Raw genomic sequence first — 26,429 nt, 5'->3', positions numbered from 1 at the left:
CAGAACCTCAGGAAAACCTCAAGTAACGATCTGGATTCAAAGGTTCAGGAATCAGTTCACCTCCGTTTCACTGGACCGACTCGTACGCCGCTCGTGCGAGAGCCCGCTCACCCGGCGCAAAGGAATTCCCCCCATGACTGGCAACGGTCCCCAAGACGGTCTCCAAGCAGGACTCAAGAACCGGCATCTGTCGATGATCGCCATCGGCGGCGTCATCGGCGCCGGCCTCTTCGTCGGTTCCAGTACCGGTATCGCCACCGCAGGGCCCGGCATCCTGCTGTCGTACGCGCTCGTCGGCACGCTCGTGGTGCTGGTGATGCGGATGCTCGGCGAGATGTCCGCCGCCAACCCCACCTCCGGATCGTTCTCCGCGCACGCGGACCGCGCGCTCGGCCGCTGGGCCGGGTTCTCCATCGGCTGGCTGTACTGGTTCTTCTGGGTGGTGGTGCTGGCGGTCGAAGCGACCGCCGGTGCCACGATCCTGGAAGGGTGGATCCCGGCCGTGCCGCAGTGGGGCTGGGCGCTCATCGTGATGGCGGTGCTCACCGCCACCAACCTGGTCTCCGTCGGCTCCTACGGCGAGTTCGAGTTCTGGTTCGCCGGCATCAAGGTCGTCGCGATCGGCGCCTTCATCGTGATCGGCCTGCTGGCGGTGCTGGGTGTGCTGCCCGGCGCGGACACCGACAAGGCGGGCTTCTCCAACCTCACCGGCCACGGCGGTTTCCTGCCGCACGGCCCCGGCGCCATCCTCACCGGCGTGCTGCTCGTCGTCTTCTCCTTCATGGGCAGCGAGATCGCCACCCTGGCCGCCGGCGAGTCGGAGGACCCGCAGCGCGCGGTCACCAAGTCCACCAACAGCATCATCTGGCGGATCGGCGTCTTCTACCTCGGCTCGATCCTCATCGTCGTCTCGCTGCTGCCGTGGAACGACCCGTCCATCAAGGAGAAGGGCTCGTACGTCGCCGCCCTCGACTCCCTCGGCATCGCGCACGCCGGTCAGATCATGAACTTCATCGTGCTGACGTCCGTGCTGTCCTGTCTCAACTCCGGCCTGTACACGGCCTCCCGGATGGCCTTCTCGCTCGGGCAGCGCGGCGACGCCCCGAAGGCGTTCGCGCGGACCACCTCCCGTGGTGTGCCGATGGCCGCGATCGTCGCGTCCGTGCTGTTCGGGTTCGTCGCCGTCTTCTTCAACTACAAGTTCCCGGACTCCGTCTTCCTCTTCCTCGTCAACTCCAGCGGCGCGGTGGCCCTGTTCGTCTGGCTCGTCATCTGCTTCTCGCAGCTGCGCATGCGGAAGATCATCCAGGCCGAGGCGCCGGAGAAGCTCGTCGTGAAGATGTGGCTGTATCCGTACCTGACCTGGGCGACGGCCGGTCTGATCGTGTTCGTGCTGGGCTACATGCTGACCGACACGGAGGGCGAGAGCAGCGGTCGTACGACCGTGCTGCTCTCGCTGCTGGTCGCGGCGGCGGTGGTCGTCGCCGCGGTGGTGAAGCAGAAGGTGGCCGGCGGGCGCCCGGACCAGGCGGACCGGGCGGTCGCCGACCCCGCCGACCAGGTGTCCGTCGGCTGACCCTCACAGCAGGGTGAAGCTCTCCTTCACCTTCTCGTACGTCTGTACGGCCTGGGCTTCGACCGCCGGCTGGTACCAGGTGTTGATCTGGTACGACTTGCCGTCGGCGTCGAAGCCCAGCAGCCGTGCGTGCCAGGGGGTGCCCTTGAGGGTGAAGGTGTACTCCCATACCACCGCCGGGTGGCCGCGGAAGGTCGTCTCGGCCAGCCGGATCTTGGTGTAGTCCCGGCCCTGGTGGGCGCTCTGTTCGGAGGCGCTCCAGCTGTCCATGAGGTTGCCGCGGGCAAGGGAGGACTTGGCGACGAGTTCCTGGCTGCCGTCGGGGGAGGTGTAGTGGACCTCGGCGCCCGTCTTCACGTCCCTGCGCCAGCCGGTGGGCGGCGCCCAGGCGAAGCCGCCGGCCTCCTCGTGGGTGCCGGGCGGGAGGGTGCGGGGGCGGGCGGTGCCCGCCACTGTGGCCGACGGGTCGGTGGTGGCTGAGGGGGTAGTGGAGGTGCCGGTCGCCGTGTCCTTGTCGCCGCCGCCTGTTGTGGTGGTGAGGAGGACGGCGAGGGCGGTGGCCACGGCTGCGGTTCCCAGTACGGCGAGGAGGGTTGTGCGTCGGGGGGCTGTGCGCCGGTGGGTCGCTGCGGGTGTGTTGTGGCTGGTCGCGCCGTTCCCCGCGCCCCTGTCGGGGCGCTGCGGTTCGGGGCGTTCGAGTGTCGGGCCCGTCGCATTGCTCGACGGGGTCTCCGAGCGGACCTCCGTGCGGGGTTCCGAGGCCGCCTCTGTCGACGCGCTGACCGGCGGGGGTGTCCGCGCTTCCGTCGGCTGCGGCTGCGGGCGTTCGTCCTCCGGGGCCGGGAGGCGCGTCACGTACGTCGGGGTCGGGCGTTCCGCGGGGGCCGGAGCCGGGGCCGGATAGGTCGCCGTCGGGGTCTGCGCCGGGGTCTGCGCCGGGTAGGCCACCGGCTGCAGTTCCCGTTCCACCTCCGCGAGGCCGGGGCGCGCCGTCGGTTCCTTCTGCAGCAGGGCTGCCAGCAGGTCGTGCAACGGGCCTGCCGTGTCCGGGATTTCGGGTTCCTCGTAGAGGACGGCGTGCAGGGTGGCCAGGGTGGTGTCGCGGGAGAAGGGGGAGCGGTCGCCGAGGGCCGCGCACAGGGTCGCGCCGAGCGACCAGAGGTCGGCGGGCGGGCCCTGCGGGCGGCCGGAGACGCGTTCGGGCGCCATGTAGTCGGGGGAGCCGACGAGCATGCCGGCCATGGTGAGCGCCTTGGCGTCCTGGATCGCCGCGATGCCGAAGTCGGTGAGGACGACCCGGCCGGCGGTGTTCTCGACGAGTACGTTCCCGGGTTTGATGTCGCGGTGCAGCACTCCCCCGGCGTGCACCTGACGCAGCGCCGCGACCAGGCCGAGGCCGATCCGGGCCGCCGCGCGCGGGCTCAGCGCCCCCTCCTCGGCCATGATCCACTCCAGGGAGCGGCCATGGACCAGCTCCATGACGATCCAGAGGCGTTCGCCCTCGTCGACGACGTCGTAGACCCGGACCACGTTGGGGTGGTCGATGCGGGCGGTGGCCCTGGCCTCGCGCAGGGTGCGTTCGCGCCGGGTGCGGGTGTCCTCGGCGTCGAGGCCGTCGATCCGCATCTCCTTGACGGCGACCTGCCGGTCGAGCGTCTCGTCGGCGGCCCGCCACACCCGCCCCATGCCGCCCTGCCCGATACTCTCGGCCAGCCGGTAGCGGCCGGTCACGAGCAGCCCGGGAACACCGCCCGGCCCCGCATTCTCAGGACTCCCGGGATTCCCCGGACTCCCCGCGCCAACTGAATTCCCTGAATTCTCTGAATTCCCCGGCAATTCGCTGCACCCCCTCAACGACCGCCCCTGCTGACACACAATGGTCACACTTACGGCCGTACCAGCATAGTGCGGAGAAATCTTGTGGTACCTCTTCAAGTGACCGCGAATTCAGGCGCGGTCCAGGGGGTTGCAAGGGGGACGAACATGAGTTCTCGTCGTAGGGTCCGGCGGCTGACCGTGGTCACCGGATCGCTGGTCACGGCATCTTTCTCGGCCGTGATGATCCTGCCGTTCACGGCCGTCGCCGATGACCAGGGACCGGGAAGCGGCAAGGGGGGAAAGGCGGTTGACCAAGCGCCGGACGGCGTGAAGCTGACGACCACACTGCCCGCGAAGATCTCGGTCGACAACAGTTCGCAGAAAACGGCGATTACCGCCACCGTCAAGAACGAAGGGACCAAGGACAGCGGCGACATCAGTCTTCTGGTGGTCGGTTTCGACGGCCTGAAGGTCAACGGAGTGCAGGGGTGCGACGCCGTCGCCGCGAAGGATCTGCCGGCGGGTTCGAACAGCGCCTTCAGCTGCTCCGTGGGCACGCTCGGCGCGGGCAAGTCGAAGTCGTACGCGGTCGACGCCACGTTCGACCTCGGAAAGACCGGGAAGATCTGCCTGCCCGTGCAGAGCGCGGACGGGAAGAAGACGTTCTGGCAGCAGGGCCCGGTGCCGTTCGGTACGACGAACCCGTCGCCGAACGCCCCGGCCACCCCGCTGCTGCTCGGCACCGACAACAAGCCGGTGGGACCGAGCGGCGACCAGCTGCCGAAGACCGGCGCGGGGAGTGACGTGCTGCCGCTCGGCGCGGCCGGTGCGGCGCTGATCGCGGCCGGGGCGGCGGGGGTGTGGTGGTCGCAGCGGCGGCCGCGCCGGCAGTCGTAGCACCCGGTACGACAGCGGGGCCCGGGGTGCCGATGCACCCCGGGCCCCGCTGCGGTCGGGCCGGGTCAGCGCTTGTCGACGAGCTTCCACGCCGCGGGCACCGCGCCCATCGCCAGGGCCGCCTTCACCGCGTCGCCGATCAGGAACGGGGTGAGGCCGGCGGCGATCGCCGCGGACGCGGACATGTCCGCGGCGTAGGCGAGGTACGGCACGCCGATCGCGTAGATGATCGCCTCGCCGAGCAGCATCGTGCCCGCCATGCGCAGCACGCCGCGGTCGGCGCCGCGCCGGGCCAGGGCGCCGACGACGGCGGAGGCGAGCATCATGCCGAGGATGTAGCCGAAGGAGACGGAGACACCGGAGGTGCCGCTCGCGAACCAGGGCACGCCCGCGAGGCCGGCCAGCGCGTACAGGGCGAGGGAGAGCAGGCCGCGGCGGGCGCCGAGGGCGGTGCCGACGAGCAGGGCGGCGAAGGTCTGGCCGGTCACCGGGACCGGGGAGCCGGGCACCGGGACGGCGATCTGGGCGGCGAGGCCGGTGAGCGCGGCGCCGCCGGCCACGAGGGCCGCGTCGCGCACCCGGGACGCGGGCAGGAGGTCGGCGAGGACGGTGCCGGTGCGGGTCGACGCGGCGGCGGTGGCGGTGCTCATGGGGACTCCGCGGGGTGGGGTGGGCGGACGGACGGGGACACCGTGACGCTATCCCGGCCCGTCTGAGCCGGACACGTCAGCGGTCGACAAAGGCCGGAAGCGGCACTTGGTGGGCTCCCCACAAAGGGTGTGGGTTACACGCGGTACGGGGTGACGCCGATCACTGAGGCAGAGATGTTTCAGTCACGTCAACGGCGTTGAACAGGCCTGTGGAGTTCCACCAATCGAATCCCAGCGGTCTGGTGGGATTCAAGGTTTCTGGCCTACGCTTCCGGACATGGTCGCCCAGTCCCTGAACCTCACGTCGCGTCGCTATGTCGACCTGCGGCGCCAGGGGGCTGCCACCTGTCGCCGTACGCCCTGAGGCCGCGCGGCGGGAGACCGGTCCGGCGCGCCTCGACCTCCGAGACGTGTCGGCCCCGTTCCCGAGGACGGTTTCCCATGCCCCGTACCGCGGCACCCCCGCTCACCTCCGCGCCCCGCGACCGGCGGCGGACCAGCGCCAGTGTGGTCCTCCGCTCGGTGCTCGAACACGGGCCGGTCGCCCGCTCCACCATCGCCCGGCTGACCGGGCTGTCCCCGGCCTCCGTCACCGACTACTGCGCCCGGTTCACCGAACTCGGCCTGATCCGGGAGACCGAGGCGCCGCAGCGCGCCAAGGGCGTGGGCCGGCCGCACGTCCCGGTCGACCTGGACGACTCGCGGTTCGTGGTCGGCGGGGTGCACGTGGCCGTGCCGTACACCACGGTCGCGCTGCTCGACCTGCGCGGCCGGGTCGTCGTACGGCGGGAGCTGAAGCACCGGGACACCGACCCGCGCGGGGTGCTGGCGCGGGCCGCCGCGGGGCTGGCCGCACTGCTCGACGAAACGCCCGGCAGCCGGCCGCTCGGCGTCGGGGTCGCCGTCGGCGGCTGGGTGGACCGGGACTCCGGGACCGTCGTCGAGCACCCCCTGCTGGGCTGGCGCGAGGTGCCGGTGCGCGAGCTGCTCGGCGCGCACACCGGGCTGCCGGTCCATGTGGACGGCCACGCGCGCGCGTTGGTCAACGGGGAGCGGCTCTTCGGGCGGGCCCGGGGCAGCCGGAGCGTGCTGCACCTGTTCGTCGGGAACGTGGTCGACGCGGCCTTCGCCACCGGCGACGAGGTGCACCACGGCCCGCGCTCCCAGGCCGGCATGATCGGCCACCTCCCGGTGCCGGGCGGCACCGAGCCGTGCGGCTGCGGACGCACCGGCTGCCTCCAGGTGGAGCTCAGCGAACGCACCCTGGTGCGGCGGGCCCGGGCGGCCGGGGTGACGGACAGCGGCAACCCGATGGACGTCCTCACGGCGGCCGGGGCCGGTGATCCGGCGGCCGTACGGCTGCTGGTGGAGCGGGCGCGGCTGACCGGGCGGGCGGCGGCGCTGCTGCTCGACGTCCTCAACCCGGAGAGCGTGGTCGTCACCGAGGTCGGGGTGCTGTACCGCGAGGACTGTCTCGCCGCGCTGCGGGAGGCGGTGGGCGCGGAGCGGGCGGCCGTGGTCGCGCCGACCAGTTTCCGGGACTCGGTGCTGGCGGTGGCGGGCGGTTCGGTGGTCCTCGACGTGCTGTACCGGGACCCGCTGAGCGCCTCGCACGCTGCTTCTCCGGCCCTGTCACCAGAGCTTATTTAATTCAGAAACTCGGAATATTGACAGCCGTCGACCACGGCAAGGAACATCCATCTCATGACCTGTCGCACCCTCTGTTGCTGACGTCTTGACGCGCCCCGGGCGCGCATTTCCCTCTGCGTGAGATCTCTCTTTCCGGCCTTCCGTCGCCGGGAATTCGCCCTGCCTTTCTGCTGCTTTTCTCCCCGGAGCACTCCCATGCCTTCTGCGTCCTCCTCCGGCATCGACCGCCGGCTCTTCCTCACCTCACTGCTCGGCGCCTCGGCGGCCGTGGCCGGGCTGAGCGGCTGCGCGGGCGGCAGTGCGGCCGCCGACACCGCGGGCGCCTCCACCGCTCCGCTGGCCGACAAGGTGCCGTCCGGCACCAGCCTGAAGATCGCCTCCTATCTGGGCCAGCAGCAGTTGCAGTTCAAGCTGGCGAAGCTGCCCGCGCTGCCGTTCACCGTGTCGACCTGGGCGAACATCGGGGCCGGTCCCGACGTCATCAACGCGTTCCGCGCCAAGTCCCTGGACCTCGCCAACAACGCGGGAATTCCGCCGATCCAGGCGCAGTTCCAGGGTTTCGCCGCAAAAATCGTGGCGATCGAGCTGACCCGCAAGCCGAACTACCTGTTCGCCACCAAGCCCGGCAGCGACATACGCACGGTCGCCGAATTCAAGGGAAAGAAGCTCGCCTTCTCGCAGGGGCAGGCGCAGGGTGTCGTACTGCTGCGGGCGCTGAAGGAGGCCGGGCTCGCCTACGACGACGTGCACCTGGTCCCGCTGACCAGCAACCAGTTCTTCACCGCCCTGCAGTCCGGCCAGGTGGACGTGGCCCCGCTGGCCAACACCCAGGCCCCGGCCTACCTCCAGCAGTACGGCCCGAAGGGCGCGCACACCATCGCCACCGATGTCGTCGACCTGCTCAACCTGCTGTGGGCGCCGCAGGCGGTGCTGAACGACAAGGCCAAGGCGGCCGCGGTCGCCGCGTACATCCCGCAGTGGGCCAAGGGCCTGGTCTGGCAGTGGGAGAACCCGGACACCTGGAACGAGGAGTTCTACGTCAAGACCCAGAACCTGACCCTCGCCCAGGCCCAGGGCATCACCAAGCTCGCCAACAAACCATTGTTCCCGCCCAGTTGGGACGAGGCGATCAAGTGGGAGCAGGAGACCGCGGACCTGCTCGCGGAGGGCGGGTTCGTGAAGAAGACCGACGTCTCCGGGCTCTTCGACCACCGCTTCGAGTCCATCGCCGCCAAGGCCGTACCGGCGGAGTACCGGAAATGACCGCCGTGACCACCGGCACCGTGCCGGTTCCCGTCGCGGCGGAGGAGGCGCACCGGGTCCGGCCGCGCCGCCGGCTCTCCCCCGGCCGCCGGCTGCCCGCCGCCCGGCTCGCCGGTCCACTCGTCGTCCTCGCCGCTTGGGCGATCGCCTCCGCCGCCGGGCAGCTCGACCCCGGCGCGATCCCGGCGCCCTGGACCGTCCTCGACACCGCCGTCCACCTGTGGACCGCCGGAACGCTGCGCACCGACATCCTGACCTCCGTGGAGCGGGCCGGGTACGGCTTCGTGATCGGCCTGACCGCCGGGGTGCTGCTGGCCCTGGCCTCCGGGCTCACCCGCACCGGCGAGGCGCTGATCGACGGGACCGTGCAGATCAACCGGGCGATCCCCACCCTCGGCCTGATCCCGCTGTTCATCCTCTGGCTGGGCATCGGCGAGACCTTCAAGATCGCCATCATCGCGATCGTCGTCTACATACCGATCTACCTGAACACCCATGCCGCGCTGTCCGCCATCGACAGCCGGTACGTCGAACTCGCCGAGGTGCTGGACCTGTCGCGGGTCCGGTTCATCCGGGAGGTCGTGATCCCCGGCGCGCTGCCCGGATTCTTCGTGGGGCTCCGGCTCGGCGTCACCGGCTCCTGGCTCGGCCTGGTCGTCCTGGAGCAGATCAACGCCACCAGCGGCCTCGGCTACATGATGTTCCAGGCCCAGAACTACGGGCGCAGCGACATCATCCTGGTCGGCCTGCTGATCTACGGCGTCTTCGGCCTCGTCTCCGACACCGTGGTCCGGATCGTCGAACGGAGGGTGCTGTCATGGCGCCGCACACTCAGCAGCTGACCCGCCCCACCGTCCAACTCCGCGGACTGACAAGGTCGTTCGGGGACCGTACGGTCCTCGACTCCATCGACCTCGACCTGCCGGCCGGGCAGTTCACCGCCCTGCTCGGGCACAGCGGCTCCGGCAAGAGCACCCTGCTGCGGGCCGTCGCCGGACTCGACCACGGGGTCACCGGCAGCGGGGAACTCACCGCCCCGGAACGGGTGTCGGTGGTCTTCCAGGACTCCCGGCTGCTGCCCTGGCGGCGGGTGCTGGACAACGTGATGCTGGGCCTTGACGGCAAGGACGCCCACGAGAAGGGCCGGTCGGCGCTGGCCGAGGTCGGGCTCGCGGGCCGCGAACGGGCCTGGCCGGGCGAGCTGTCCGGCGGCGAGGCGCAGCGGGCCGCGCTCGCCCGCTCCCTGGTCCGCGAGCCCGAACTGCTCCTCGCCGACGAACCGTTCGGCGCCCTGGACGCGCTCACCCGGATCAGGATGCACCACCTCCTGCGCGAGCTGTGGAAACGGCACCGCCCGTCCGTCCTGCTCGTCACCCACGACGTCGACGAGGCGATCGTCCTCGCCGACCGGGTGCTCGTCCTGGAACGGGGCCGGATCGGCCTCGACCTGACCGTGGACCACGACCGGCCGCGCGACGCGTACCGGAGACAACTGCTCGCCGCCCTCGGCGTCACGGAGGAAGCCGCATGACCCGCCAACTCCACCTCAACGCCTTCCTCATGAACACCGGCCACCACGAGGCCTCCTGGCGCCTCCCGGAGAGCGACCCGTACGCGCACGTGGACCTCGCGCACTACGTCGGGCTCGCCCGGACCGCCGAGCGCGGGACCTTCGACTCGCTCTTCCTCGCCGACGGCCCGCACCTGTGGGGCAGCGTCGAGCAGCGGCCCGCCGGGGCCCTGGAACCGCTCACCCTGCTCACGGCGCTGGCCACCGCCACCGAGCACATCGGCCTGATCGCCACCGCCTCCACCTCCTACAACTCCCCCTACAACCTGGCCCGCAGGTTCGCGTCGCTGGACATCATCAGCGGCGGCCGGGCGGGCTGGAACATCGTCACCACGGCGGGGGCGGAGGCGGCCCGCAACTTCGGCATCGACGAGGAACCCGCGCACGCCGAGCGGTACGCGCGGGCCACCGAGTTCCTCGACGTGGCGCTGAAGCTCTGGGACAGCTGGGAGGACGACGCGATCGTCGCCGACAAGGCGGCCGGCGTCTGGGGCGACGACGCGAAGATCCATCCGCCCCGGCACCGGGGCACGTACCTCAGTGTGGAGGGCGCCCTCAACGTGCCCCGCAGCCCGCAGGGTTACCCGCTGCTGGTGCAGGCGGGGTCGAGCGAGGACGGCAAGGCGTTCGCGGCCCGGTACGCGGAGGCCGTGTTCACCGCGCAGCAGACCGTCGAGGAGGCGCGGGCGTTCTACGCCGACCTGAAGTCCCGTACGGCCGCGGCCGGCCGCGATCCCGACCACATCAAGGTGCTGCCCGGCATCGTCCCCGTCATCGGCTCCACCGAGGCCGAGGCGCGGGCGAACGAACAGGTCCTGGAGGACCACATCGTGCACCGGCACGGGGTCGCCAACCTGGAACGGCTGCTCCATGTCCCGGCCGGCACCCTGGAACTGGACGCCGAACTCCCCGCCGAGTTGCCGCCCGAGGACGCCATCGAGGGCGCCAAGAGCCGCTACACCCTGATCGTCGGCCTCGCCCGCCGCGAGCGGCTCACCGTACGGCAGCTGATCGGCCGGCTCGGCGGCGGCCGCGGGCACCTGACCTTCGCGGGAACCCCCGAGCAGGTCGCCGACGCGATCGGGACCTGGTTCACCCAGGGCGCCGCCGACGGCTTCAACATCATGCCGCCCGTGCTGCCCTCCGGCCTGGACACCTTCGTCGACCACGTCGTACCGATCCTGCGCGCCCGCGGTCTGCTGCGCGACGCGTACGGCCCGCGCCGGACCCTGCGGGAGCGCTACGGCCTCCCCCGTCCCGCCAACCAGTACGTCACCCCCGCACTCGCCACCGCCTGACAGCCCGAAAGCCCGAAAAACCGAAAGGACGCCCCCGCATGTCCATCGAGATCCGCAAGGTCACCGCGAACACCGGCGCCCAGGTCCTGGGCGTGGACATCGCCAAGCCGCTCGACGAGGAGCAGGTCGCCGCGGTCCGCGAGGCCCTGAACATCCACAAGGCCCTGGTCTTCGACGACGTCCGCCTCGACGACGAGGGCCAGGAGGCCTTCGCCCGGCACTTCGGCGACCTCACCACCGCCCACCCGACGGTGCCCGCCGCCGACGGCGCCCCGAACGTGCTGCCCGTCGACAGCGAGCGCGGCCGGGCCAACCACTGGCACACCGACGTGACGTTCGTCCTGAACCCGCCGCAGGCCAGCACCCTGCGCTCCCTCACGGTCCCGCCGTACGGCGGCGAGACCCTGATCACCAGTTCGGCCGCCGCCTACCGCCAGCTCCCGGAGCCGCTGCGCACGCTGGCCGACACCCTGTGGGCGGAGCACACCAACGACTACGACTACGCCGTGCCGGACGAGGAGATCGACGCCGACAAGGCCGCGCAGCGCGCCCAGTTCACGTCGATCAAGTTCCGCACGGTCCACCCGGTCGTCCGGGTGCACCCGCTGACCGGTGAGCGCGGCCTGTTCATCGGCGGGTTCGCGCAGCGGATCGTCGGCCTGTCGAAGGACGAGTCCCGCCGGATCCTGGACCTGCTCCAGACGTACGTCACCCGCCCCGAGAACATCCTGCGCCACCGCTGGTCCCCCAACCAGCTGGTCCTGTTCGACAACCGCATCACCCAGCACTACGCCGTCGACAACTACGACGGCCTGCCGCGCCGCCTCAACCGCGTCACCGTCGCCGGTGACGTCCCGGTCGGCATCGACGGCAAGGAGAGCTACTCGATCGAGGGCGACGCCTCGCACTACACGTCCGTAGCCGCGTGAACACGTCGCGTTGACGGTACGTCCGGATAATGGGCGGCCTCCCCCTCTGAGCGGGGAGGCCGCCCAGACCGGCCTTCTCGTCCGTTGCTGTGCCGCCGCCTGGCCCGGGAGGCCCCGGAGAAGCTGGTCGTGCGCATGTGGGCGTTCCCGTACCTGACCTGGCTGGCGCTGGCCGGCATGGCGGCGATCTTCGTCCTGATGGCCCGCGAGGCGGACACCCGCGTGCAGCTGTACTACACGGGCGGGATGACGGCCGTCCTGGCGACGGTGGGCTACGCGTGGCAGCGGCGGCGCGCCGCGAACTGACCCCCCTTCGCCCCCGAGGCCCTCACGTGACGACACGTGGGGGCCTCGCTTCTTGCCCCCACCCAGCTTGTTGTTGCTAACGTGTAGTTGCAAGCTCTATGCAATAAGAGGTTCGGAGGGGACCCACACCCATGCCCGTCTACACGCTTCCTGAACTGCCCTACGACTACTCCGCGCTCGCGCCCGTGATCAGCCCCGAGATCATCGAGCTGCACCACGACAAGCACCACGCGGCGTACGTGAAGGGCGCCAACGACACCCTGGAGCAGCTGGCGGAGGCACGCGACAAGGAGAGCTGGGGCTCGGTCAACGGCCTGGAGAAGAACCTGGCCTTCCACCTCTCCGGCCACATCCTGCACAGCATCTACTGGCAGAACATGACCGGCCCGACGGACGGCGGCGGCGAGCCGCTGGCGGCGGACGGCGTGGGCGACCTGGCGGACGCGATCACCGAGTCCTTCGGTTCCTTCGCGGGCTTCAAGGCCCAGCTCACCAAGGCGGCGGCCACCACCCAGGGCTCCGGCTGGGGCGTCCTCGCGTACGAGCCGGTCAGCGGGCGGCTGATCGTGGAGCAGGTCTACGACCACCAGGGCAACGTCGGGCAGGGCTCCGTGCCGGTCCTGGTCTTCGACGCCTGGGAGCACGCCTTCTACCTGCAGTACAAGAACCAGAAGGTCGACTTCATCGACGCCATGTGGGCCGTGGTCAATTGGCAGGACGTGGCTCGCCGTCACGCCGCCGCCAAGGAGCGCGGCGACAGCCTGCTGCTGGCTCCCTGAGCCGCTGAGCCACTGATACGCCCTGCCTCGTGATCGTCTTCTCACCGTTCACCGGGGGCAGGCGGAAAGAGGGGAGCCCCCGCGAGGACGTGACTCGCGGGGGCTCTCCGGTGCGGGGGTGTCTCAGGGCTTGCGGCCGAGGCCGCCGTGCTGCCCGATCGGCCGCGGGTCCGTATCCGCCTCGGGGCGCCACAAGGGCGCGCGGGGCCGTTGGGAGGATCCGCGCCCGGCGGGACGGCCGGGCGCGGGCGGGACGACCTACAGGTTGCTGAAGTCGGGGCCCTTGGTGCGGGTCCGCTTGATCTCGTAGAAGCCGGGGACGGAGGCGACCGCGACGGTGCCGTCCCACAGGCGGGCCGCTTCCTCGCCCTTGGGGGCGGGGGTGACGACCGGGCCGAAGAAGGCGATCTGCTCGCCGTCGGGGCCGGGGACCGCGATGACCGGGGTGCCGACGTCCTGGCCGACCTTGTCGATGCCCTCCTTGTGGGAGGCCCGCAGCTCGGCGTCGAACTCGAAGTCCTCCTGGTCGGCGTAGTCGATCAGGTCGGCCGGCAGACCGACGTCCGCGAGCGCGCCCGCGACGGCCTCCACGGTCGGGCCCTCGCCGTTGTTGTGGATGCGGGTGCCGAGCGCGGTGTACAGCGGGCCGAGGATGTCGGAGCCGTGCTTCTGCCAGGCCGCGGTGACCACGCGGACCGGCTTCCACGCCTTGGTCGCCAGCATCTCGCGGTACTCCTCGGGCAGCTCGTCGAGCTTCGGCTCGTTGAGGACCGCGAGGCTCATGATGTGCCAGCGGACCTCGATGTCGCGGACCTTCTCGACCTCCAGGACCCAGCGGGAGGTCATCCAGGCCCAGGGGCACAGCGGGTCGAACCAGAAGTCGACGGGGGTCTTGCCGGAGCTGGTCACGGTCTCGGACATGGTTCTCCTCGGAATACAGGCCTTTTCCAGCGGCAACACCCTCACCGGCCACCCCATTCCCGGGCGCCCGCCGTCAGGGGCACGTGGGAGGATCGGTGCTGTTCCGACTACCGACGACGATGCGTATCGACACGAAGGAGTGCCGCCCGTGCCCGGTGAGAATCTGTCCCGCGACGAGGCCCGGGAGCGGGCCGCCCTGCTGTCGGTCGACGGGTACGACGTGTCGCTGGACGTACGGTCCGCCGTCGGGGAGGGCCAGGACGAGCCGCGCACCTTCCGCTCGGTGACCACGATCCGCTTCCGCTGCAACGAGCCGGGCGCGTCGAGCTTCGCCGACCTGATCGCGCCGGGCGTGACCGCCGTGACCCTCAACGGCAAGGACCTCGACCCCGGGGAGGTCTTCGACGGCACCCGGATCGCCCTGGAGGACCTGGCCGCGGAGAACGAGCTGGTGGTGGACGCCCGGTGCGCCTACTCCCGTACCGGCGAGGGCCTGCACCGCTTCGTCGACCCCGAGGACGGCGAGGTCTACCTCTACACGCAGTACGAGCCGGCCGACTCCCGCCGGGTCTTCGCGAACTTCGAGCAGCCGGACCTCAAGGCGCCGTTCCGCTTCGAGGTGCGGGCGCCCGAGGAGTGGACGGTGTGGAGCAACGGGGCGGGTGAACGCGCCGACGGTGTCTGGCGGTTCGCGGAGACGAAGCCGATCTCGACGTACATCACGTGTGTGGTGGCGGGGCCCTACCACTACGTGACGGACGCGTACTCCCGCACCCTGCCGGACGGCTCGACGCTGGAGATCCCGCTCGGCGCGATGTGCCGCAAGGGCCTCGCCCCCCACTTCGACGCGGACGACGTCTTCCTCATCACCAAGCAGGGACTGGACTTCTTCCACGAGCACTTCGACTACCCGTACCCGTTCGGGAAGTACGACCAGGCGTTCGTGCCCGAGTACAACCTCGGCGCGATGGAGAACCCGGGGCTGGTGACCTTCCGGGAGGAGTACATCTTCCGGGGCAAGGTGACGCAGACGTCGTACGAGGCGCGCGCCAACGTGATCCTGCACGAGATGGCGCACATGTGGTTCGGCGACCTGGTCACCATGGTGTGGTGGGACGACCTGTGGCTGAAGGAGTCCTTCGCGGACTTCATGGGCACGTTCGCGAACGTCGGCGCCACCCGTTTCGAGAACGCCTGGACCACCTTCGCCAACCGCCGCAAGGCCTGGGCGTACCGCGCCGACCAGCTGCCCTCCACGCACCCGATCACGGCCGACATCCGCGACCTCCAGGACGCCAAGCTCAACTTCGACGGCATCACCTACGCCAAGGGCGCCGCGGTCCTCAAGCAGCTGGTGGCGTACGTCGGCCAGGACGCGTTCCTGGAGGGCGCCCGCCGCTACTTCAAGCGCAACGCGTACGGCAACACGCGCCTCGGCGACCTGCTGTCGGTCCTGGCGGAGACCAGCGGCCGGGACATGGGCGCCTGGGCCGGGAAGTGGCTGCAGACGGCGGGGGTGAACTCGCTGACCCCGCAGGTGCTGCTCGACGGGGAGGGCCGGGTGGCCGAACTGGCGGTGGTGCAGGAGGCCGCCGAATCGCACCCCGAACTCCGCCCGCACCGGGTCGCGATCGGCCTGTACCGGCTGGAGGGCGACGAGCTGGTCCGGTACGCGCGTGCCGAGGCGGACGTGGACGGCCCCCGTACGGTGATCACGGAGCTGACCGGCGCCGAGGCCCCGGAGCTGGTCCTGGTCAACGACGACGACCTCACCTACTGCAAGATCCGCTTCGACGAGACCTCGCTGGCGACCCTGCGCGACCGGCTCGGCTCGCTCACCGACCCGCTGGCCCGGGCGCTGTGCTGGTCGGCGCTGTGGAACCTGACCCGGGACGCGCTGCTGCCCGCCCGCGACTTCGTCGGCCTGGTGCTGCGGTTCGCGAGCCGCGAGTCGGACATCGGCGTGCTGCAGATGCTCCAGGCGTGGGCGGAGTCGGCACTGGTGCACTACGTGGCGCCGCCGGGGCGGGAGGCGACCGGGCGGCTGCTCGCCGAGGGCGCCCTGCGGGAGCTGCGGCAGGCGGCGCCGGGCAGTGAGCACCAGCTGGCCTGGGCGCGGTTCTTCGCGTCGACGGCGGCGGACGGTCCGGACTTCCGGCTGCTCCAGGACCTCCTGTCGGGTGCGGCGGTGATCGACGGCCTGGACGTCGACCAGGAGTTGCGCTGGGCGTTCCTCGAACCCCTCGCCGCGCACGGCGTGGCCGACGAGTCCGTCCTCGCCGCCGAACTGGCCCGGGACGACACGGCGTCCGGCAAGCGCCACCAGGTGCGCTGTCTGGCCGCCCGCCCGTCGGCGGCGGTGAAGGCGCAGGCGTGGGCGCAGGTCGTGGAGTCGCAGGCGCTGTCCAACGCGCTGGTGGAGGCGACGATCGCGGGCTTCGCCCAGCCCTCGCAGCGGGAGCTGCTGGCTCCGTACGCCGAAAAGTACTTCGAGGTCATCGCCGGGATCTGGGAGAACCGCTCGATCCAGATCGGCATGGACGTGGTGCGGGGCCTGTATCCCTCTTCCCAGGACCGTCCGGAAACCCTGGAGGCGACGGACGCGTGGCTGACGGCGCACGCCGACGCGCCTCCGGCGCTGCGCCGGCTGGTCCTGGAGGCCCGGGACGACCTGGCACGGACGTTGCGCGGTCAGGAGTGCGACGCGCGGTCCGCCGGGGCCTCCACGAGCTGACCTTTGGCCAAAGGTCACCGTCCGGGTGACCGTTACGCAATTCAGTCAATCATGGCCGTAACCCCTGGTCCCCACCCATCCGGACCAGGGGTTTTGGGTCCCTACTCGGCACCCGAACACCCGTCCTTTAGTCCCGTCTTGTCCGTATTTATCGACGAACACGTAACACCGGTTAAGGACCCGGCCGGCCCCGGGAATCCCGAGGCCATGACCCACAACACCCCGCTCTCCCCCCGCCCCCTCCGCCACCTGTCCGACGTCCACCGCCGGGTGCTGACGACGGCCCAGCTCCGCTCGCACGGCGTCGCGGCCACCGAGATCGCCGACCAGTGCCGGCCGGGCGGCCCCTGGCGGCAGCTGCTCCCGGGCGTGGTCCTGCTCCACCCCGGCCCGCCGACCAGCGAGGAACGCCTGCACGGCGCCCTCCTGTTCACGGCGCGTGAACCGGCCCCGGGCGTCCCCGCGCAGCCGACCCCGGAGTCCCCGCACCGCCCGGTCTACGCGGACGTGATGATCACGGGCCTGGCGGCGCTGACCCTGCACGGCTTCTCCGCGACGCCGCCGCTGCTCGCCCTGGACCACGTGGACGTCCTGGTCCCGCGCATGCGCCGGCTGCGCTCCACCTCCTACGTCCGCGTGCTCCGCACCCCGGCCCTGCCCACCCCCGAGCAGGTGACGGGCCTCCCGGTCGCCCCGGTCCCCCGCGCCCTCGCGGACGCGGTGGCGGACCTGACCGACGCGGAGGCGGTACGGCGGCTGCTGACCGAGGCGGTGCGCGGCGGCCACTGCGAACCGGCGGCGGTGGTACGGGAGTTGAACCAGGCGAAGCTGCTCTCCCGCCCCCACGTGGTGGACGCCGTCGACTCCCTGGTCGCCGAGGGCCGGGCCATCGCGGAGGACCGCCTCTACCGGATGGTCCACGAGTACGGCCTCCCCGACCCGGTCTGGAACGTGGACCTGAGGCTGCCGGGCGGCCCCCACCTGGGCGGCCTCGACGCCTACTGGCCGGAGCAGGGGGTCGCCGTCGAACTGGACACGCGCGCACCGCGCCAGGACGAGGACGCCCTGTGGTCCGAGTACGCCCGCAAGCGGGAGCACCTGGAGCGGCTCGGCATCACGGTCGTCTACCTCACCCCGAGGAAGCTCCGCGACACGATGGAACAGCAGGCGGCAGTGGTCCGCACGGCCCTGATGGCGGCCAACGACCGCGATCCGGCCGCGTATGTGGTGGTACTGCCGCGCTGAACAGCGCCCCCGAGGGGCGCTGGGGGTACCCCCGGCCGAAGGCTGGGGGAGGAACTGCGCGACCAGCCACGACGGCGCCGCGGCCGAACAACGACGCATCGCGGCAGCGCCTACGTGCGGGTCCCGCGACAAGGAGAGGCCGCCGGTTCGGAGGGGAACCGACGGCCTCTTCTCGCGTCGCGTGGCGAGGGGGGCTACTCGCGATGGACGGGAGCGGTCCCGTGCGCGGCGAGCCGGGCGTCGATCTCGTGTACGCCGCCGGACCACCGGCGGTCCTCGCGCGGGTCGTTCGGATGGCTCGCGTACATCTGCCGCAGGGCCGGGGCCAGTTCGCGCACCACGGTGTCGTCGGGCAGGCGCTGCCACTCGGTGAAGGCCCGCTCCAGGCAGCGCCGGGTCCGTGCGGTGTCCTGCCGGGGCGGATCGGCGTGGAAGCGGGCCGCGCTCAGCCACAGGTGCACGGCGAGCCGGCCGTCGCCGGTGAGGTGGGCGACGTGGGCGCGTACCTCGATCCAGTGGGTCGCCTCGGCCGACTTGGCGCCGTGCAGGCGGACCGCGTGGTTCTCCGACCGCCGGATGGTGTGCTCCGCCGCGGCCAGTCTGCCCAGCCGGGCGTCGCGCCAGATCCCGTCGTAGACGTCGTCGGCCGGAGCCGCCGCCAGTATCGGGTGCTGCAGCAGGGTATGGAGACCGGCGCTGCCGTGGCCCGGCAGGTCCGGTGCGGACGGCGCGCGCCGCGCGTCGCCGATCACCACGACGGCCACCCCGAGCATGATCATGACGAGTCCGGGCCAGGCGGCACCGATGGGCAGCTGCCCCAGCCAGAGCCAGGCGACCAGCGCCGCCACCGGAGCCTCCAACAGCAGCAGGACACTGACCGCGGTCGCCGGCGCCCGGCCGAGGGCGAAGTTCAGCGAGAAGAGGCCGAGGAGCTGCGGCAGCAGGAGCAGCCCCAGCAGGGCGAACCAGGCCTGCGCGGTGAAGGTGACCGGCGGGGTCCCCGTGACCAGGCACAGCAGCAGCATCTCGACGGTGCACACCGAGAAGCAGAGCACCGAGTGCATCGGCGTGCTGACGTCCGGGCGGGCCTCCTCGCTCAGGGCGGTGTAGGCGGCCAGCGCGACGGCGCCGGCGAGGGCGAGGACGTCCCCGGTCACCGCCCGCGCGCCGGTGCCGAGGTCGGCGCCGCTCGCGACCATGGCACCGGCCACCGACACCGCGAGCCCCGTCCACGCCGCCCGGGACGGGCGCCTGCCCTGCGCGGTGGCGATGAGGGCCTGCCACACCGGCTGGGTGGCCACCAGCCCGGTCGCCATCGCCACGCTGGTCAGCTGGGCGCCGGTCATGAAGGTGGCGAAGTGGACGGCCAGCGCCGTCCCCGCGCCCAGACCGTACAAGACCGCCCTTCGCTGCTCCCTGCGGACCAGGCCGCGCTGCCCGCTGAACACCCGGTGCACCTCACGGCGCCGGGCCAGCAGGAAGGCCGGGCCCAGGGTCAGCAGGCCGAGGGCGTTGCGGCCGAACGCCAGCGCGAACGCGGGGGCGGCTGCGTAGGCGGTCAAAGGGGCGGTGGCGGAGAAGGCCAGGACAGTGACCAGGACGGCGGCACCGGAGACGGCGTCCAGTTTCGTGCGCATGGTGGTGGCTGAACCTCGGGTGGGGCGGTGGGTGCTGCCAGCACACCAGCGCCGCGCCCGAGGATCACTGCCGTACGCACCCCAACTCCGGGTACAGCAGGCTGTACTGCGGTCGCCGTCCCGCCCGCGACTGCGCCGCGGGCGGGACGGGACGGTGGGGTGTCACTGCCCGCTGACGCCCGGGCGCAGCTCGTCGCGGACGTCGCCGACGACGTGGTCGAGCAGGTCGGCGTAGGCGGCGATCATCCGGGTCCGGCTGAACCGCTCGCGGCTCGCCGCCAGCGCCGGAGCGAACAGCTCCCGGTCGGCCACCGCCGCCGACCAGGCGAAGGCGATCGCGTCGGGGTCGAAGGGCGTCACGAACCCGAGTCCCTCGACGATCGAGGCGCTGTCGCCGACGTCCGTCGTGACCGGGACCGCGCCGCACATCATGCCCTCGATGAGGCAGAGCGGCGCCGCCTCGCCGGAGGCGGAGGTGAGGGCCACGACGTCGGAGCCGGCGTAGACCGCCTCCATGTCGTGCCGTACGCCGAGCAGGTGCAGCCGGTCGCCGAGGGCGGCCCGGTCGGCGCCGAAGGCGACCTCGATGTCGGCCCACAGGGCGGGGTTGTCCTCGGTCATCCCGGCCCCGCACATGACGACGTGACCGCCGCCCTCGCGGGCCAGCCACGCCCTGGCCGCCCGCAGGAAGAGCGGCACGTTCTTCATGCCGGCGTACCGGGCGGCGAACACGACAACAGGGGCGCCGGGGGCGTCCGTGGCGGTGACGGGGATGCCGAGGGACTCGCGGAAGGCGAGCCGTACCGCGGCGTCCGGCCGGAAGCGGAGCAGGTCGACGCCGTTCGGGATCACGTGCAGCAGCTCGCCGGGGATTCCGGCGGCCTCGTACGCGTCCCGGGTGGACTCGGCGCAGCACACGCAGGCGACCACCGTGCCGTCCGCGATGGCGGCCTTGAGTTCGTCCAGCGCCGGGCCCTGGTTCTCCGGGTCGGACCGGTGCAGGCAGACGACGACGGGGCGGCGGGGCAGCCCGGCCTGGTTGAGCAGCGCGAGGGGCTGCTCCTTCAGGGACAGGATGACGTCCGCGCCGGCCATGGCCCGTGCCGTATCGGCCAGCTCGGGACCGCTGAAAACCGACGCCGCGACGGTGCCGTCCACGAGTCCGGCGCTGCGGCCGAGGGAGGTGACCTCGATGCCACCGGCCGTAAGTGCCCGGTAACACGCGTCGTCCTCCATGCGTTGTGTGGTGGCTTCTCGGTGGACCTCACCGTGCAGACTCAGCACCCGATGCCACTGCTGTCCGCCCTCTACCAGGCCCAGCAGCACATCACTGTGCACGATCCGGGCTCCCCCGGAGAAAAAACCCTCGTAGACCGAGAGCACACGAAGTCCGAGCCGAGCGTCCACACGACCACCTGCCTTGCACCAGATCGAGCCATCCCCGGGATCCGCGGGTTAGCCGATATGAGGCGGTACGGACGTTTCATTCGGATGAACGGAGTGTCTCGTGTCGAAGTCGGCTGCGTTTACAGGATCAGCGTCGGACGCGCTCTCGCCAACATCATTCCGTTTCCTTCGCCGCCACCCTTCTGACCTGCGCTTTTATGAGGGCTTTCGGCTCCCGCGCGGCCTCCGGACGAGCGCGGCCGACGGCAAAAAATCGGCAAGTGAAACACCCGGACGCGCGACGATGTCACGGGCCGCGGTGGGCGTTGAGCCGGGCGGCCCGACGGGTCAGGTGGTCGCGCTCGGCGAGGTTCGTGGCCTTGCGGGCCGCCTCGGCGTACAGGCGTGCCGCGGTCGTCCGGTCGCCGTCGAGTTCGTGCAGGTAGGCGGCGACCGCGGTGTGCCGGGGCAGGGCGGCGTCCAGCTCGGCGAGGGCGGCGAGGCCGGCGCGGGGTCCGTCGGCCTCGCCGACGGCGACCGCGCGGTTGAGCCGGACGACGGGGCTGCCGGTCAGGCGGGCGAGTTCGTCGTACCACTCGACGATCTGCACCCAGTCGGTCTCCCCGGCGGTGGGCGCGTCCGCGTGCAGGGCGGCGATGGCGGCCTGGGCCTGGTACTCGCCGAGGCGGTCGCCGGCGAGGGCCCCCTGGAGGATCCCGACGCCCTCGGCGATCAGGCAGGTGTCCCAGCGGCTGCGGTCCTGCTCGGCGAGGGTGACCAGGCTGCCGTCGGGCGCGGTGCGGGCGGCCCGCCGGGCGTGGTGGAGCAGCATGAGGGCGAGCAGCCCGGCCGCCTCGGGGTGGTCGATCCGGGCCGCGAGCTGCCGGGTGAGCCGGACGGCCTCGGCGGCGAGGTCGACGTCACCGGAGTAGCCCTCGTTGAAGACCAGGTAGAGGACGCGCAGCACGGTGGCGACGTCGCCGGGCCGGTCGAGGCGGACGCCGGAGACGGTGCGTTTGGCGCGGCTGATGCGCTGGGCCATGGTCGCCTCGGGCACCAGGTAGGCCCGGGCGATCTGGCGGGTGGTGAGGCCCCCGACGGCGCGCAGGGTGAGCGCGACCGCGGCGGAGGGGGTGAGGGAGGGGTGGGCGCAGAGGAAGTAGAGCTGGAGGGTGTCGTCCGCCGCGGGGACCGGGCCGGGCGGCGGCTCCTCGTCCACGCGGTCCTCGCGCCGGCGGCGGGCGGTGTCCGCGCGGGTCGCGTCGAGGAACCGCCGCCAGGCCACGGTGACCAGCCAGCCCTTCGGGTCCCGCGGTGGATCCGCCGGCCAGACCCGGATCGCCTCGACCAGGGCGTCCTGCACGGCGTCCTCGGCCGCCGCGAAGTCGGCTCCGCGGCGGACAAGGACGGTGAGCACGCTCGGGGTGAGGCTCCTGAGCAGGACCTCGTCCATCAGTGGCAGGACTCCGCGATGGTGGGCGGCGCGGTCAGGAAGGGGCGCACCTCCAGCCACTCGTGGATCGGCTTCCCGCCCGCCCCGGGGGCCGCCGACAGTTCACCGGCCAGCTCGACGGCCCGCTCCTGGCTGTCGACGTCGATCACCATCCAGCCGGCGATGACGTCCTTGGTCTCGGCGAACGGGCCGTCGGTGACCGGCGGGCGCCCCTCGCCGTCGTACCGGACCCACATCCCGTCGGGGGCGAGGGCCTGGCCGTCGACGAACTCGCCGGTCTTCTCCAACCTGGCCGCGAAGTCGTTCATGTACCGGATGTGGGCCGAGATCTCCTCGGGCGTCCACCGGTCCATGGGTACGTCGTTGACCGGGGCCGGGGCGCCGCGGTAGTGCTTCAGCAGCAGGTACTTGGCCATGGTGGTTCTCCTCGGTGCCGGTGCGGCCCATTGTGGCCGCCTTCGCCCCGGGGACGGAGCCGGTCACGGGTTCTCGACATCGCCGCCGAAGATTTTTTTCCGGGCTCGCGTCGCCGCGGCTCAGCCCCCGCAGAACTCCGCCTCGGCCACCGCGTCCTTGTCGCCCGTCCAGTCGGCGTTGAAGTTGAGGGCCAGGGCGTGGCGGCCGTCGGGGGTGGTGGCCGCGGTGGAGGAGGAGCCGTGGATGCCGCCGTCGTGGCCCCAGACGCGGACGCCGCAGGGGAGGGTGACCTCGATCAGGCCGAGGCCGTACGCGCTGTTGGGGTCGCCGGGGACGGGAGTGGTGGTCTTCATCTCCTTCAGCTGGTGCGCGGGGAGGAGCCTGCCGCGCAGAAGGGCCTCGTAGAAGCGGGTCAGGTCGGCGGAGGTGGAGATCATCTCGCCGGCGGAGGAGGCCATGGAGGGGTTGAGGGCGGTGACGTCGTAGGTGGGGCCCGTCGTGGTCTCGGCGAGTTTCGAGTAGGCGCGGCTGCTCAGGCGCGGGACGGTGGTGCGGGTGCCGGGGAGGGAGGTGCCGGTCAGGTGGAGGGGTTTGATCACCCGGTCGGTGATCTCCTGGGCGTACGAGCGGCCGGTCACCGCCTTGATCACCATGCCGGCGAGCACGTAGTTGGTGTTGGAGTAGGCCCAGCTGGTGCCCGGCGCGAAGGCCGGCTCGTGCTGCGTCGCGATCGCCACCAGCCCGGCCGGCGTCAGTGTGTCGTAGCGGTGCTTGAAAAAGCCGTCCTTCAGGAAGTACGTGCGGCCGAAGTCGTCGTCCGCGGTGTAGTTGAAGATGCCGCTGGTGTGGTTGAGGAGCTGACGGACGGTGATGCGGCGGCCGTCGTTGCCGTGGCCGGACACCACGCCCGGCAGCCACTTGTCCACCGTGTCGTCGAGGGACAGCCGGCCCTCGGCCTCCAGCTGGAGGAGGACCGTGGCCACGAAGGTCTTGGTGATGCTGCCGACCCGGTAGTGGTCGGACGGGGAACGCGGGGCGCCGGTGCGGATGTCGCCCACCCCGGCCGTCGCCGACCAGGTGCCGTGGCCGTCCCGGGCGGTGGCCGTCGCCCCGGGGACGCCGTCCCGGACCGCGGCCTCGATCGCCTTGCGGGTGGCCTGGTGGCCGGCCGCGGCCGCCGTCGGCGCCGGCCCGGCCGGTGCCGCCAGTGCCGGTCCCGCGAGCGCTGCCGACAGGGCCAGTGCGGTGGCCGCGACCAACGTCGTACGTACGGACATGTCTCTCCCCCAGCTGAGTGGTCGTACTCGGTCGGGGGGAGGGACACCGTCCTGATCGGCGAGGTTGCCCGGCTTGGGCCGGTTGAGCGAATCTCAGCCCTTCTTCAGGACCAGCTCCGTGTTCCGGTCCGTCGTGTTGCCGGCGAGGGCCTTGCTCGCGCCGGGGGCGTTGAAGGCCAGTTCGCGGTAGAGGGCGGCGAGGCCGGTCTGGGAGAGGTCGGAGAAGTCGGTGCGGTGCGGGGCGGCGGACTCGATCAGGGTGGTGAAGAGCGAGATCGTGCCGTCCTTGTTGTCCACCAGCTCGACGATCCGGGCGAGGTGCGGGTAGTCGACGTGCGAGGCGGTGGTGATCTCCCAGAAGGTGTTGCCGTTGGAGGCCTTGTGCGGGGTGATGAGGTTGCGGTGGATGTGGCCGTTCACCCAGGCCAGCACGTTGGCGTGGCGGTTGAGCAGGGTGACCAGCTCGGCGCCGGTGTGGCGGCGGTCGCTCGGGTGGGCCGGGTCGGGGCGGGTGTTGGTCATCGACTGGCTGGTGTGGTGGCTGAAGACGACCGCGTAGGAGTCCTTGTTCTCCTTGAGGGTCTTCTCCAGCCAGGCCAGCTGGGCCGTGCCGACCGATCCGTCGTAGTGGCCGCCCGCGTCCGTCGTGTCCAGGCTGATGCCGATGACGTCGTCGGAGATGCGGAAGGCGTAGTACTGGGTGCCCGCGGCGACGTTGGCGCTGGAGTAGCCGTGGCCGACCGGGCCGAGGCCCTGGTAGGCCGGGTCCAGGTGCGCCTTGAGGTAGTCCGCGGGGGTGTAGGGGGCGCGCTTCTCGTCGGCGGTGACCGAGCGCATCGACCGGGCGTGCGCCTTGAGGAAGTCGCGGTAGCCGCTGCCCTTGGGGTCCTGGGCGTTGTGGATGGCGTCCTGGAGCTTCTTGGCGTCGGCGTCGGTGACCGACATCAGCTTCTTGCCGGCGACCGCGGCCGCGACGAGGTAGGGGTCGGCGTGCGAGCCGTAGCAGCCGAGCGGCAGGGCGTCGTGGTTGCCGACCGTGGAGTACCAGGGCAGGTTGAGGCCGGGGCTCCGCACCTCGCGGATCGCGGCGGCCAGATAGCCCGCGAGGTGCGGGAAGCCGAGCGCCTTGTCCTGGTCGCGGACGGTCGAGGAGGCCTGCCAGTACAGCTTCATCCCGCTGTTCTGGACGCCCTCGTAGTGCTTGGGGTCACCGGTGTTGGGGGTGATCCGGCCGCCGCTCATCACCTTCATGAACCACTCCAGTTCGGAGTGGGCGTTGTTGTCGGTGTTGTCGCCGGTCGTCATCACGAAGTGCAGCGGCGAGCCGGTGACCGGGGCGCCGCGCAGCGCGTTGACCCGCTCGACGAGCGAGACCGCGCCGGGCACGGTGAGCGCCTCGTGCGGACGCCAGGCGTGCCGGTCGTGGACGCGCACGTACTCGAGGCGCAGCGGGTGCTGGACGTCCATCAGGTGCAGGTCGGTGAACTGCACGAACGCGGCGAGGGCGGTGCGGCGGTTCTCCCGGCCGGACTTGGCGGCAGCCAGGTCGGAGCGCAGCACGCGCGACCAGCCGGCGCCGTCGCCGAGCCGCCGGTAGCCGGAGCTGTTCCGGGGCGCGGCGACGGAGGCGAGGGTGGTGCCCTTGGTGTACGGGGCGAGGGCGGCCGCGGCGGCCTTGCGGCCCTCGGCGACCGGCTGCTCCTCGGCCGCGGCGGGGGCGGCCTCGCTGTCGGTGGGACGCAGCGCGTAGCCGACGCCCGCGGAGAGCGAGACGGCTCCGGCGGCGGCGAGCACGGTACGGCGGTTGATCTCCAGTGCCTCGCGGCCCTTGTGGGCCGCGGAGGTGGCGACAGAGCGTATGCGCGACATGGCGCGATCTCCCCGAGTACGAACGCGTCGGCAGTGGTCGCGGGCGATCGCTTCCGCGAACTTCCCGCTCACTGTGGATCGTTGGCACCGGGGGTGACCTGCGCGTGAACGCGGCGGCAACGCGCAGCGCCGATCACCGTACGTGGATCAGGTGAGGTGGGGACCGGCCATGGAGCGGATTGCGGGCGGCCGGGGCCCGGCTACTCCGCGTTCATCTGCCGGGGTAGGGGAGGGTCTCCGGCACTTACGACTGCTCTTCTGCAAACCGTCCCGCGACCGGCCGCTCGCGCCACAGCCGCAGCGCGACGTCGATCAGCCGGATGTGCCGGAGGTCCGGCACCGCGTCCAGATCGTGCCAGGCGGCCATGTCGGTGGAGCCGCCGACCTCGTTGCGGAGTTCGCCGCCGACGATCTCGCCGGAGTAGACGATCCGCACGCCGTGGTGGTCGGTGGCGGGGCGCCGCAGGCCCGCGCGGGGGAGGCGGAGGCGGTTCGAGTCGATGCCCAGCAGGCCGGTGACCTCGATGCGGTAGCCGGTCTCCTCCACGAGTTCGCGGCGGACCGTGTCGTAGGGGTCCTCGCCGTGCTCCATGCCGCCGCCGGGCAGGACCCACTCGGGTGTGCCGTCGTCGGCCGGTGACCGGGCGAGCAGGATCCGATCGTCACGGACACACACGGCGTAGGCCGCCACCCTGAGCTTCTCGCGCACGTCGGCACGGTAGGGCCGGCGGCAGCCCGCAGCCAACGGGATTTC

21 protein-coding genes and 1 pseudogene are annotated in these 26,429 nt (G+C 71.6%); 12 read left to right on the top strand and 10 right to left on the bottom strand.

The features are described from left to right. Positions 1-133 precede the first annotated feature (133 nt). Complete coding sequence (locus ABT137_RS00545) at positions 134-1,576, top strand: amino acid permease (RefSeq protein ID WP_351700163.1); 1,443 nt, start codon at positions 134-136, stop codon at positions 1,574-1,576. Positions 1,577-1,579: 3 nt separating this feature from the next. On the opposite strand, the gene ABT137_RS00540 is transcribed toward ABT137_RS00545, so the two are convergent. Then, positions 1,580-3,307, bottom strand: a complete 1,728-nt coding sequence (locus tag ABT137_RS00540; RefSeq protein WP_502984444.1) for a protein kinase domain-containing protein — start codon at positions 3,305-3,307, stop codon at positions 1,580-1,582. 252 nt (positions 3,308-3,559) lie between these two features. Here ABT137_RS00540 and ABT137_RS00535 point away from each other — a divergent pair, with 252 nt between their 5' ends. Beyond that, the gene (locus ABT137_RS00535) at positions 3,560-4,291 is read left to right on the top strand and encodes an LPXTG cell wall anchor domain-containing protein (RefSeq protein ID WP_351700161.1); all 732 of its coding nucleotides are present in this window, start codon (positions 3,560-3,562) and stop codon (positions 4,289-4,291) included. 65 nt (positions 4,292-4,356) lie between these two features. On the opposite strand, the gene ABT137_RS00530 is transcribed toward ABT137_RS00535, so the two are convergent. Further along, a complete protein-coding gene (locus ABT137_RS00530) occupies positions 4,357-4,941 on the bottom strand; it encodes a biotin transporter BioY (protein ID WP_351700160.1) in 585 nt (194 codons plus the stop codon). Between the two features lie 441 nt (positions 4,942-5,382). Between ABT137_RS00530 and ABT137_RS00525 the strand changes: the two genes are divergently transcribed. From ABT137_RS00525 to ABT137_RS00490, 8 genes and pseudogenes are all read left to right on the top strand, one after another. After that, positions 5,383-6,591 (top strand): ROK family protein, encoded by a 1,209-nt coding sequence (locus ABT137_RS00525; RefSeq protein ID WP_351700158.1) that lies wholly within the window; start codon positions 5,383-5,385, stop codon positions 6,589-6,591. A 195-nt stretch (positions 6,592-6,786) separates the two neighbouring features. Beyond that, a complete protein-coding gene (locus ABT137_RS00520; protein ID WP_351700156.1) occupies positions 6,787-7,854 on the top strand; it encodes an ABC transporter substrate-binding protein in 1,068 nt (355 codons plus the stop codon). After that, positions 7,851-8,696, top strand: a complete 846-nt coding sequence (locus tag ABT137_RS00515; protein ID WP_351700154.1) for an ABC transporter permease — start codon at positions 7,851-7,853, stop codon at positions 8,694-8,696. Before ABT137_RS00520 ends, ABT137_RS00515 begins: the two co-directional genes overlap by 4 nt. Then, positions 8,672-9,385, top strand: a complete 714-nt coding sequence (locus tag ABT137_RS00510; protein WP_351700151.1) for an ABC transporter ATP-binding protein — start codon at positions 8,672-8,674, stop codon at positions 9,383-9,385. Before ABT137_RS00515 ends, ABT137_RS00510 begins: the two co-directional genes overlap by 25 nt. Continuing rightward, entirely contained in the window at positions 9,382-10,722 is a 1,341-nt protein-coding gene (locus tag ABT137_RS00505; RefSeq protein ID WP_351700148.1) for an LLM class flavin-dependent oxidoreductase, read from the top strand. The genes ABT137_RS00510 and ABT137_RS00505 overlap by 4 nt, the downstream gene beginning before the upstream one ends. A 38-nt stretch (positions 10,723-10,760) precedes the next feature. After that, positions 10,761-11,651 carry a TauD/TfdA dioxygenase family protein gene (locus tag ABT137_RS00500; protein WP_351700145.1) on the top strand — a complete coding sequence of 297 codons (891 nt, stop codon included), beginning with the start codon at positions 10,761-10,763 and terminating at the stop codon, positions 11,649-11,651. Between the two features lie 87 nt (positions 11,652-11,738). Further along, positions 11,739-11,957: pseudogene (locus tag ABT137_RS00495) on the top strand (amino acid transporter); the annotation flags it as partial. A 131-nt stretch (positions 11,958-12,088) separates the two neighbouring features. Then, on the top strand, positions 12,089-12,736 hold the full coding sequence (locus tag ABT137_RS00490) for a superoxide dismutase (protein WP_351700142.1): 648 nt from the start codon (positions 12,089-12,091) through the stop codon (positions 12,734-12,736). Between the two features lie 258 nt (positions 12,737-12,994). On the opposite strand, the gene ABT137_RS00485 is transcribed toward ABT137_RS00490, so the two are convergent. Beyond that, a complete protein-coding gene (locus tag ABT137_RS00485) occupies positions 12,995-13,657 on the bottom strand; it encodes a mycothiol-dependent nitroreductase Rv2466c family protein (RefSeq protein ID WP_351700139.1) in 663 nt (220 codons plus the stop codon). 148 nt (positions 13,658-13,805) lie between these two features. Between ABT137_RS00485 and pepN the strand changes: the two genes are divergently transcribed. After that, the gene (gene pepN, locus ABT137_RS00480) at positions 13,806-16,391 is read left to right on the top strand and encodes an aminopeptidase N (protein ID WP_351700137.1); all 2,586 of its coding nucleotides are present in this window, start codon (positions 13,806-13,808) and stop codon (positions 16,389-16,391) included. 207 nt (positions 16,392-16,598) lie between these two features. Next, entirely contained in the window at positions 16,599-17,636 is a 1,038-nt protein-coding gene (locus tag ABT137_RS00475) for a hypothetical protein (protein WP_351700135.1), read from the top strand. A gap of 194 nt (positions 17,637-17,830) precedes the next feature. Here ABT137_RS00475 and ABT137_RS00470 read toward each other — a convergent pair whose 3' ends face one another. From ABT137_RS00470 to ABT137_RS00440, 7 genes are all read right to left on the bottom strand, one after another. Continuing rightward, entirely contained in the window at positions 17,831-19,273 is a 1,443-nt protein-coding gene (locus tag ABT137_RS00470) for a DMT family transporter (protein ID WP_351700133.1), read from the bottom strand. A 162-nt stretch (positions 19,274-19,435) separates the two neighbouring features. Next, positions 19,436-20,656, bottom strand: a complete 1,221-nt coding sequence (locus ABT137_RS00465) for a glycosyltransferase (protein WP_351701102.1) — start codon at positions 20,654-20,656, stop codon at positions 19,436-19,438. A 310-nt stretch (positions 20,657-20,966) separates the two neighbouring features. After that, positions 20,967-22,112: an RNA polymerase sigma factor gene (locus ABT137_RS00460; RefSeq protein WP_351700131.1), complete on the bottom strand. Its 1,146-nt coding sequence runs from the start codon at positions 22,110-22,112 to the stop codon at positions 20,967-20,969. After that, complete coding sequence (locus ABT137_RS00455) at positions 22,112-22,528, bottom strand: YciI family protein (RefSeq protein WP_351700129.1); 417 nt, start codon at positions 22,526-22,528, stop codon at positions 22,112-22,114. The genes ABT137_RS00460 and ABT137_RS00455 overlap by 1 nt, the downstream gene beginning before the upstream one ends. A 120-nt stretch (positions 22,529-22,648) precedes the next feature. After that, positions 22,649-23,806, bottom strand: a complete 1,158-nt coding sequence (locus ABT137_RS00450; protein ID WP_351700127.1) for a serine hydrolase domain-containing protein — start codon at positions 23,804-23,806, stop codon at positions 22,649-22,651. Positions 23,807-23,899: 93 nt separating this feature from the next. After that, positions 23,900-25,675: a TIGR03767 family metallophosphoesterase gene (locus tag ABT137_RS00445; RefSeq protein WP_351700125.1), complete on the bottom strand. Its 1,776-nt coding sequence runs from the start codon at positions 25,673-25,675 to the stop codon at positions 23,900-23,902. A 244-nt stretch (positions 25,676-25,919) separates the two neighbouring features. Then, positions 25,920-26,384, bottom strand: coding sequence for an NUDIX hydrolase (locus ABT137_RS00440; RefSeq protein WP_351700123.1), 465 nt, complete (start codon positions 26,382-26,384; stop codon positions 25,920-25,922). Between the last annotated feature and the right edge of the window lie 45 nt (positions 26,385-26,429).

The organism is Streptomyces sp. NPDC001980 (assembly GCF_040296885.1).
Classification (GTDB): domain Bacteria; phylum Actinomycetota; class Actinomycetes; order Streptomycetales; family Streptomycetaceae; genus Streptomyces.
The sequence above is the reverse complement of the archived record's forward strand: the minus strand, read 5'-3'. Positions and strand labels throughout refer to the sequence as shown.

Excerpts from the sequence above, each read along its gene's own strand:
- ABT137_RS00510 (WP_351700151.1), top strand. The coding sequence starts at position 8,672 with ATGGCGCCGCACACTCAGCAGCTGACCCGCCCCACCGTCCAACTCCGC.
- ABT137_RS00475 (WP_351700135.1), top strand. The coding sequence starts at position 16,599 with ATGACCCACAACACCCCGCTCTCCCCCCGCCCCCTCCGCCACCTGTCC.
- ABT137_RS00445 (WP_351700125.1), bottom strand. The coding sequence starts at position 25,675 with ATGTCGCGCATACGCTCTGTCGCCACCTCCGCGGCCCACAAGGGCCGC.
- ABT137_RS00455 (WP_351700129.1), bottom strand. The coding sequence starts at position 22,528 with ATGGCCAAGTACCTGCTGCTGAAGCACTACCGCGGCGCCCCGGCCCCG.
- ABT137_RS00470 (WP_351700133.1), bottom strand. The coding sequence starts at position 19,273 with ATGCGCACGAAACTGGACGCCGTCTCCGGTGCCGCCGTCCTGGTCACT.
- ABT137_RS00490 (WP_351700142.1), top strand. The coding sequence starts at position 12,089 with ATGCCCGTCTACACGCTTCCTGAACTGCCCTACGACTACTCCGCGCTC.
- ABT137_RS00450 (WP_351700127.1), bottom strand. The coding sequence starts at position 23,806 with ATGTCCGTACGTACGACGTTGGTCGCGGCCACCGCACTGGCCCTGTCG.
- ABT137_RS00545 (WP_351700163.1), top strand. The coding sequence starts at position 134 with ATGACTGGCAACGGTCCCCAAGACGGTCTCCAAGCAGGACTCAAGAAC.
- ABT137_RS00460 (WP_351700131.1), bottom strand. The coding sequence starts at position 22,112 with ATGGACGAGGTCCTGCTCAGGAGCCTCACCCCGAGCGTGCTCACCGTC.
- ABT137_RS00505 (WP_351700148.1), top strand. The coding sequence starts at position 9,382 with ATGACCCGCCAACTCCACCTCAACGCCTTCCTCATGAACACCGGCCAC.
- ABT137_RS00535 (WP_351700161.1), top strand. The coding sequence starts at position 3,560 with ATGAGTTCTCGTCGTAGGGTCCGGCGGCTGACCGTGGTCACCGGATCG.
- ABT137_RS00525 (WP_351700158.1), top strand. The coding sequence starts at position 5,383 with ATGCCCCGTACCGCGGCACCCCCGCTCACCTCCGCGCCCCGCGACCGG.
- ABT137_RS00500 (WP_351700145.1), top strand. The coding sequence starts at position 10,761 with ATGTCCATCGAGATCCGCAAGGTCACCGCGAACACCGGCGCCCAGGTC.
- ABT137_RS00530 (WP_351700160.1), bottom strand. The coding sequence starts at position 4,941 with ATGAGCACCGCCACCGCCGCCGCGTCGACCCGCACCGGCACCGTCCTC.
- ABT137_RS00485 (WP_351700139.1), bottom strand. The coding sequence starts at position 13,657 with ATGTCCGAGACCGTGACCAGCTCCGGCAAGACCCCCGTCGACTTCTGG.
- ABT137_RS00515 (WP_351700154.1), top strand. The coding sequence starts at position 7,851 with ATGACCGCCGTGACCACCGGCACCGTGCCGGTTCCCGTCGCGGCGGAG.
- ABT137_RS00520 (WP_351700156.1), top strand. The coding sequence starts at position 6,787 with ATGCCTTCTGCGTCCTCCTCCGGCATCGACCGCCGGCTCTTCCTCACC.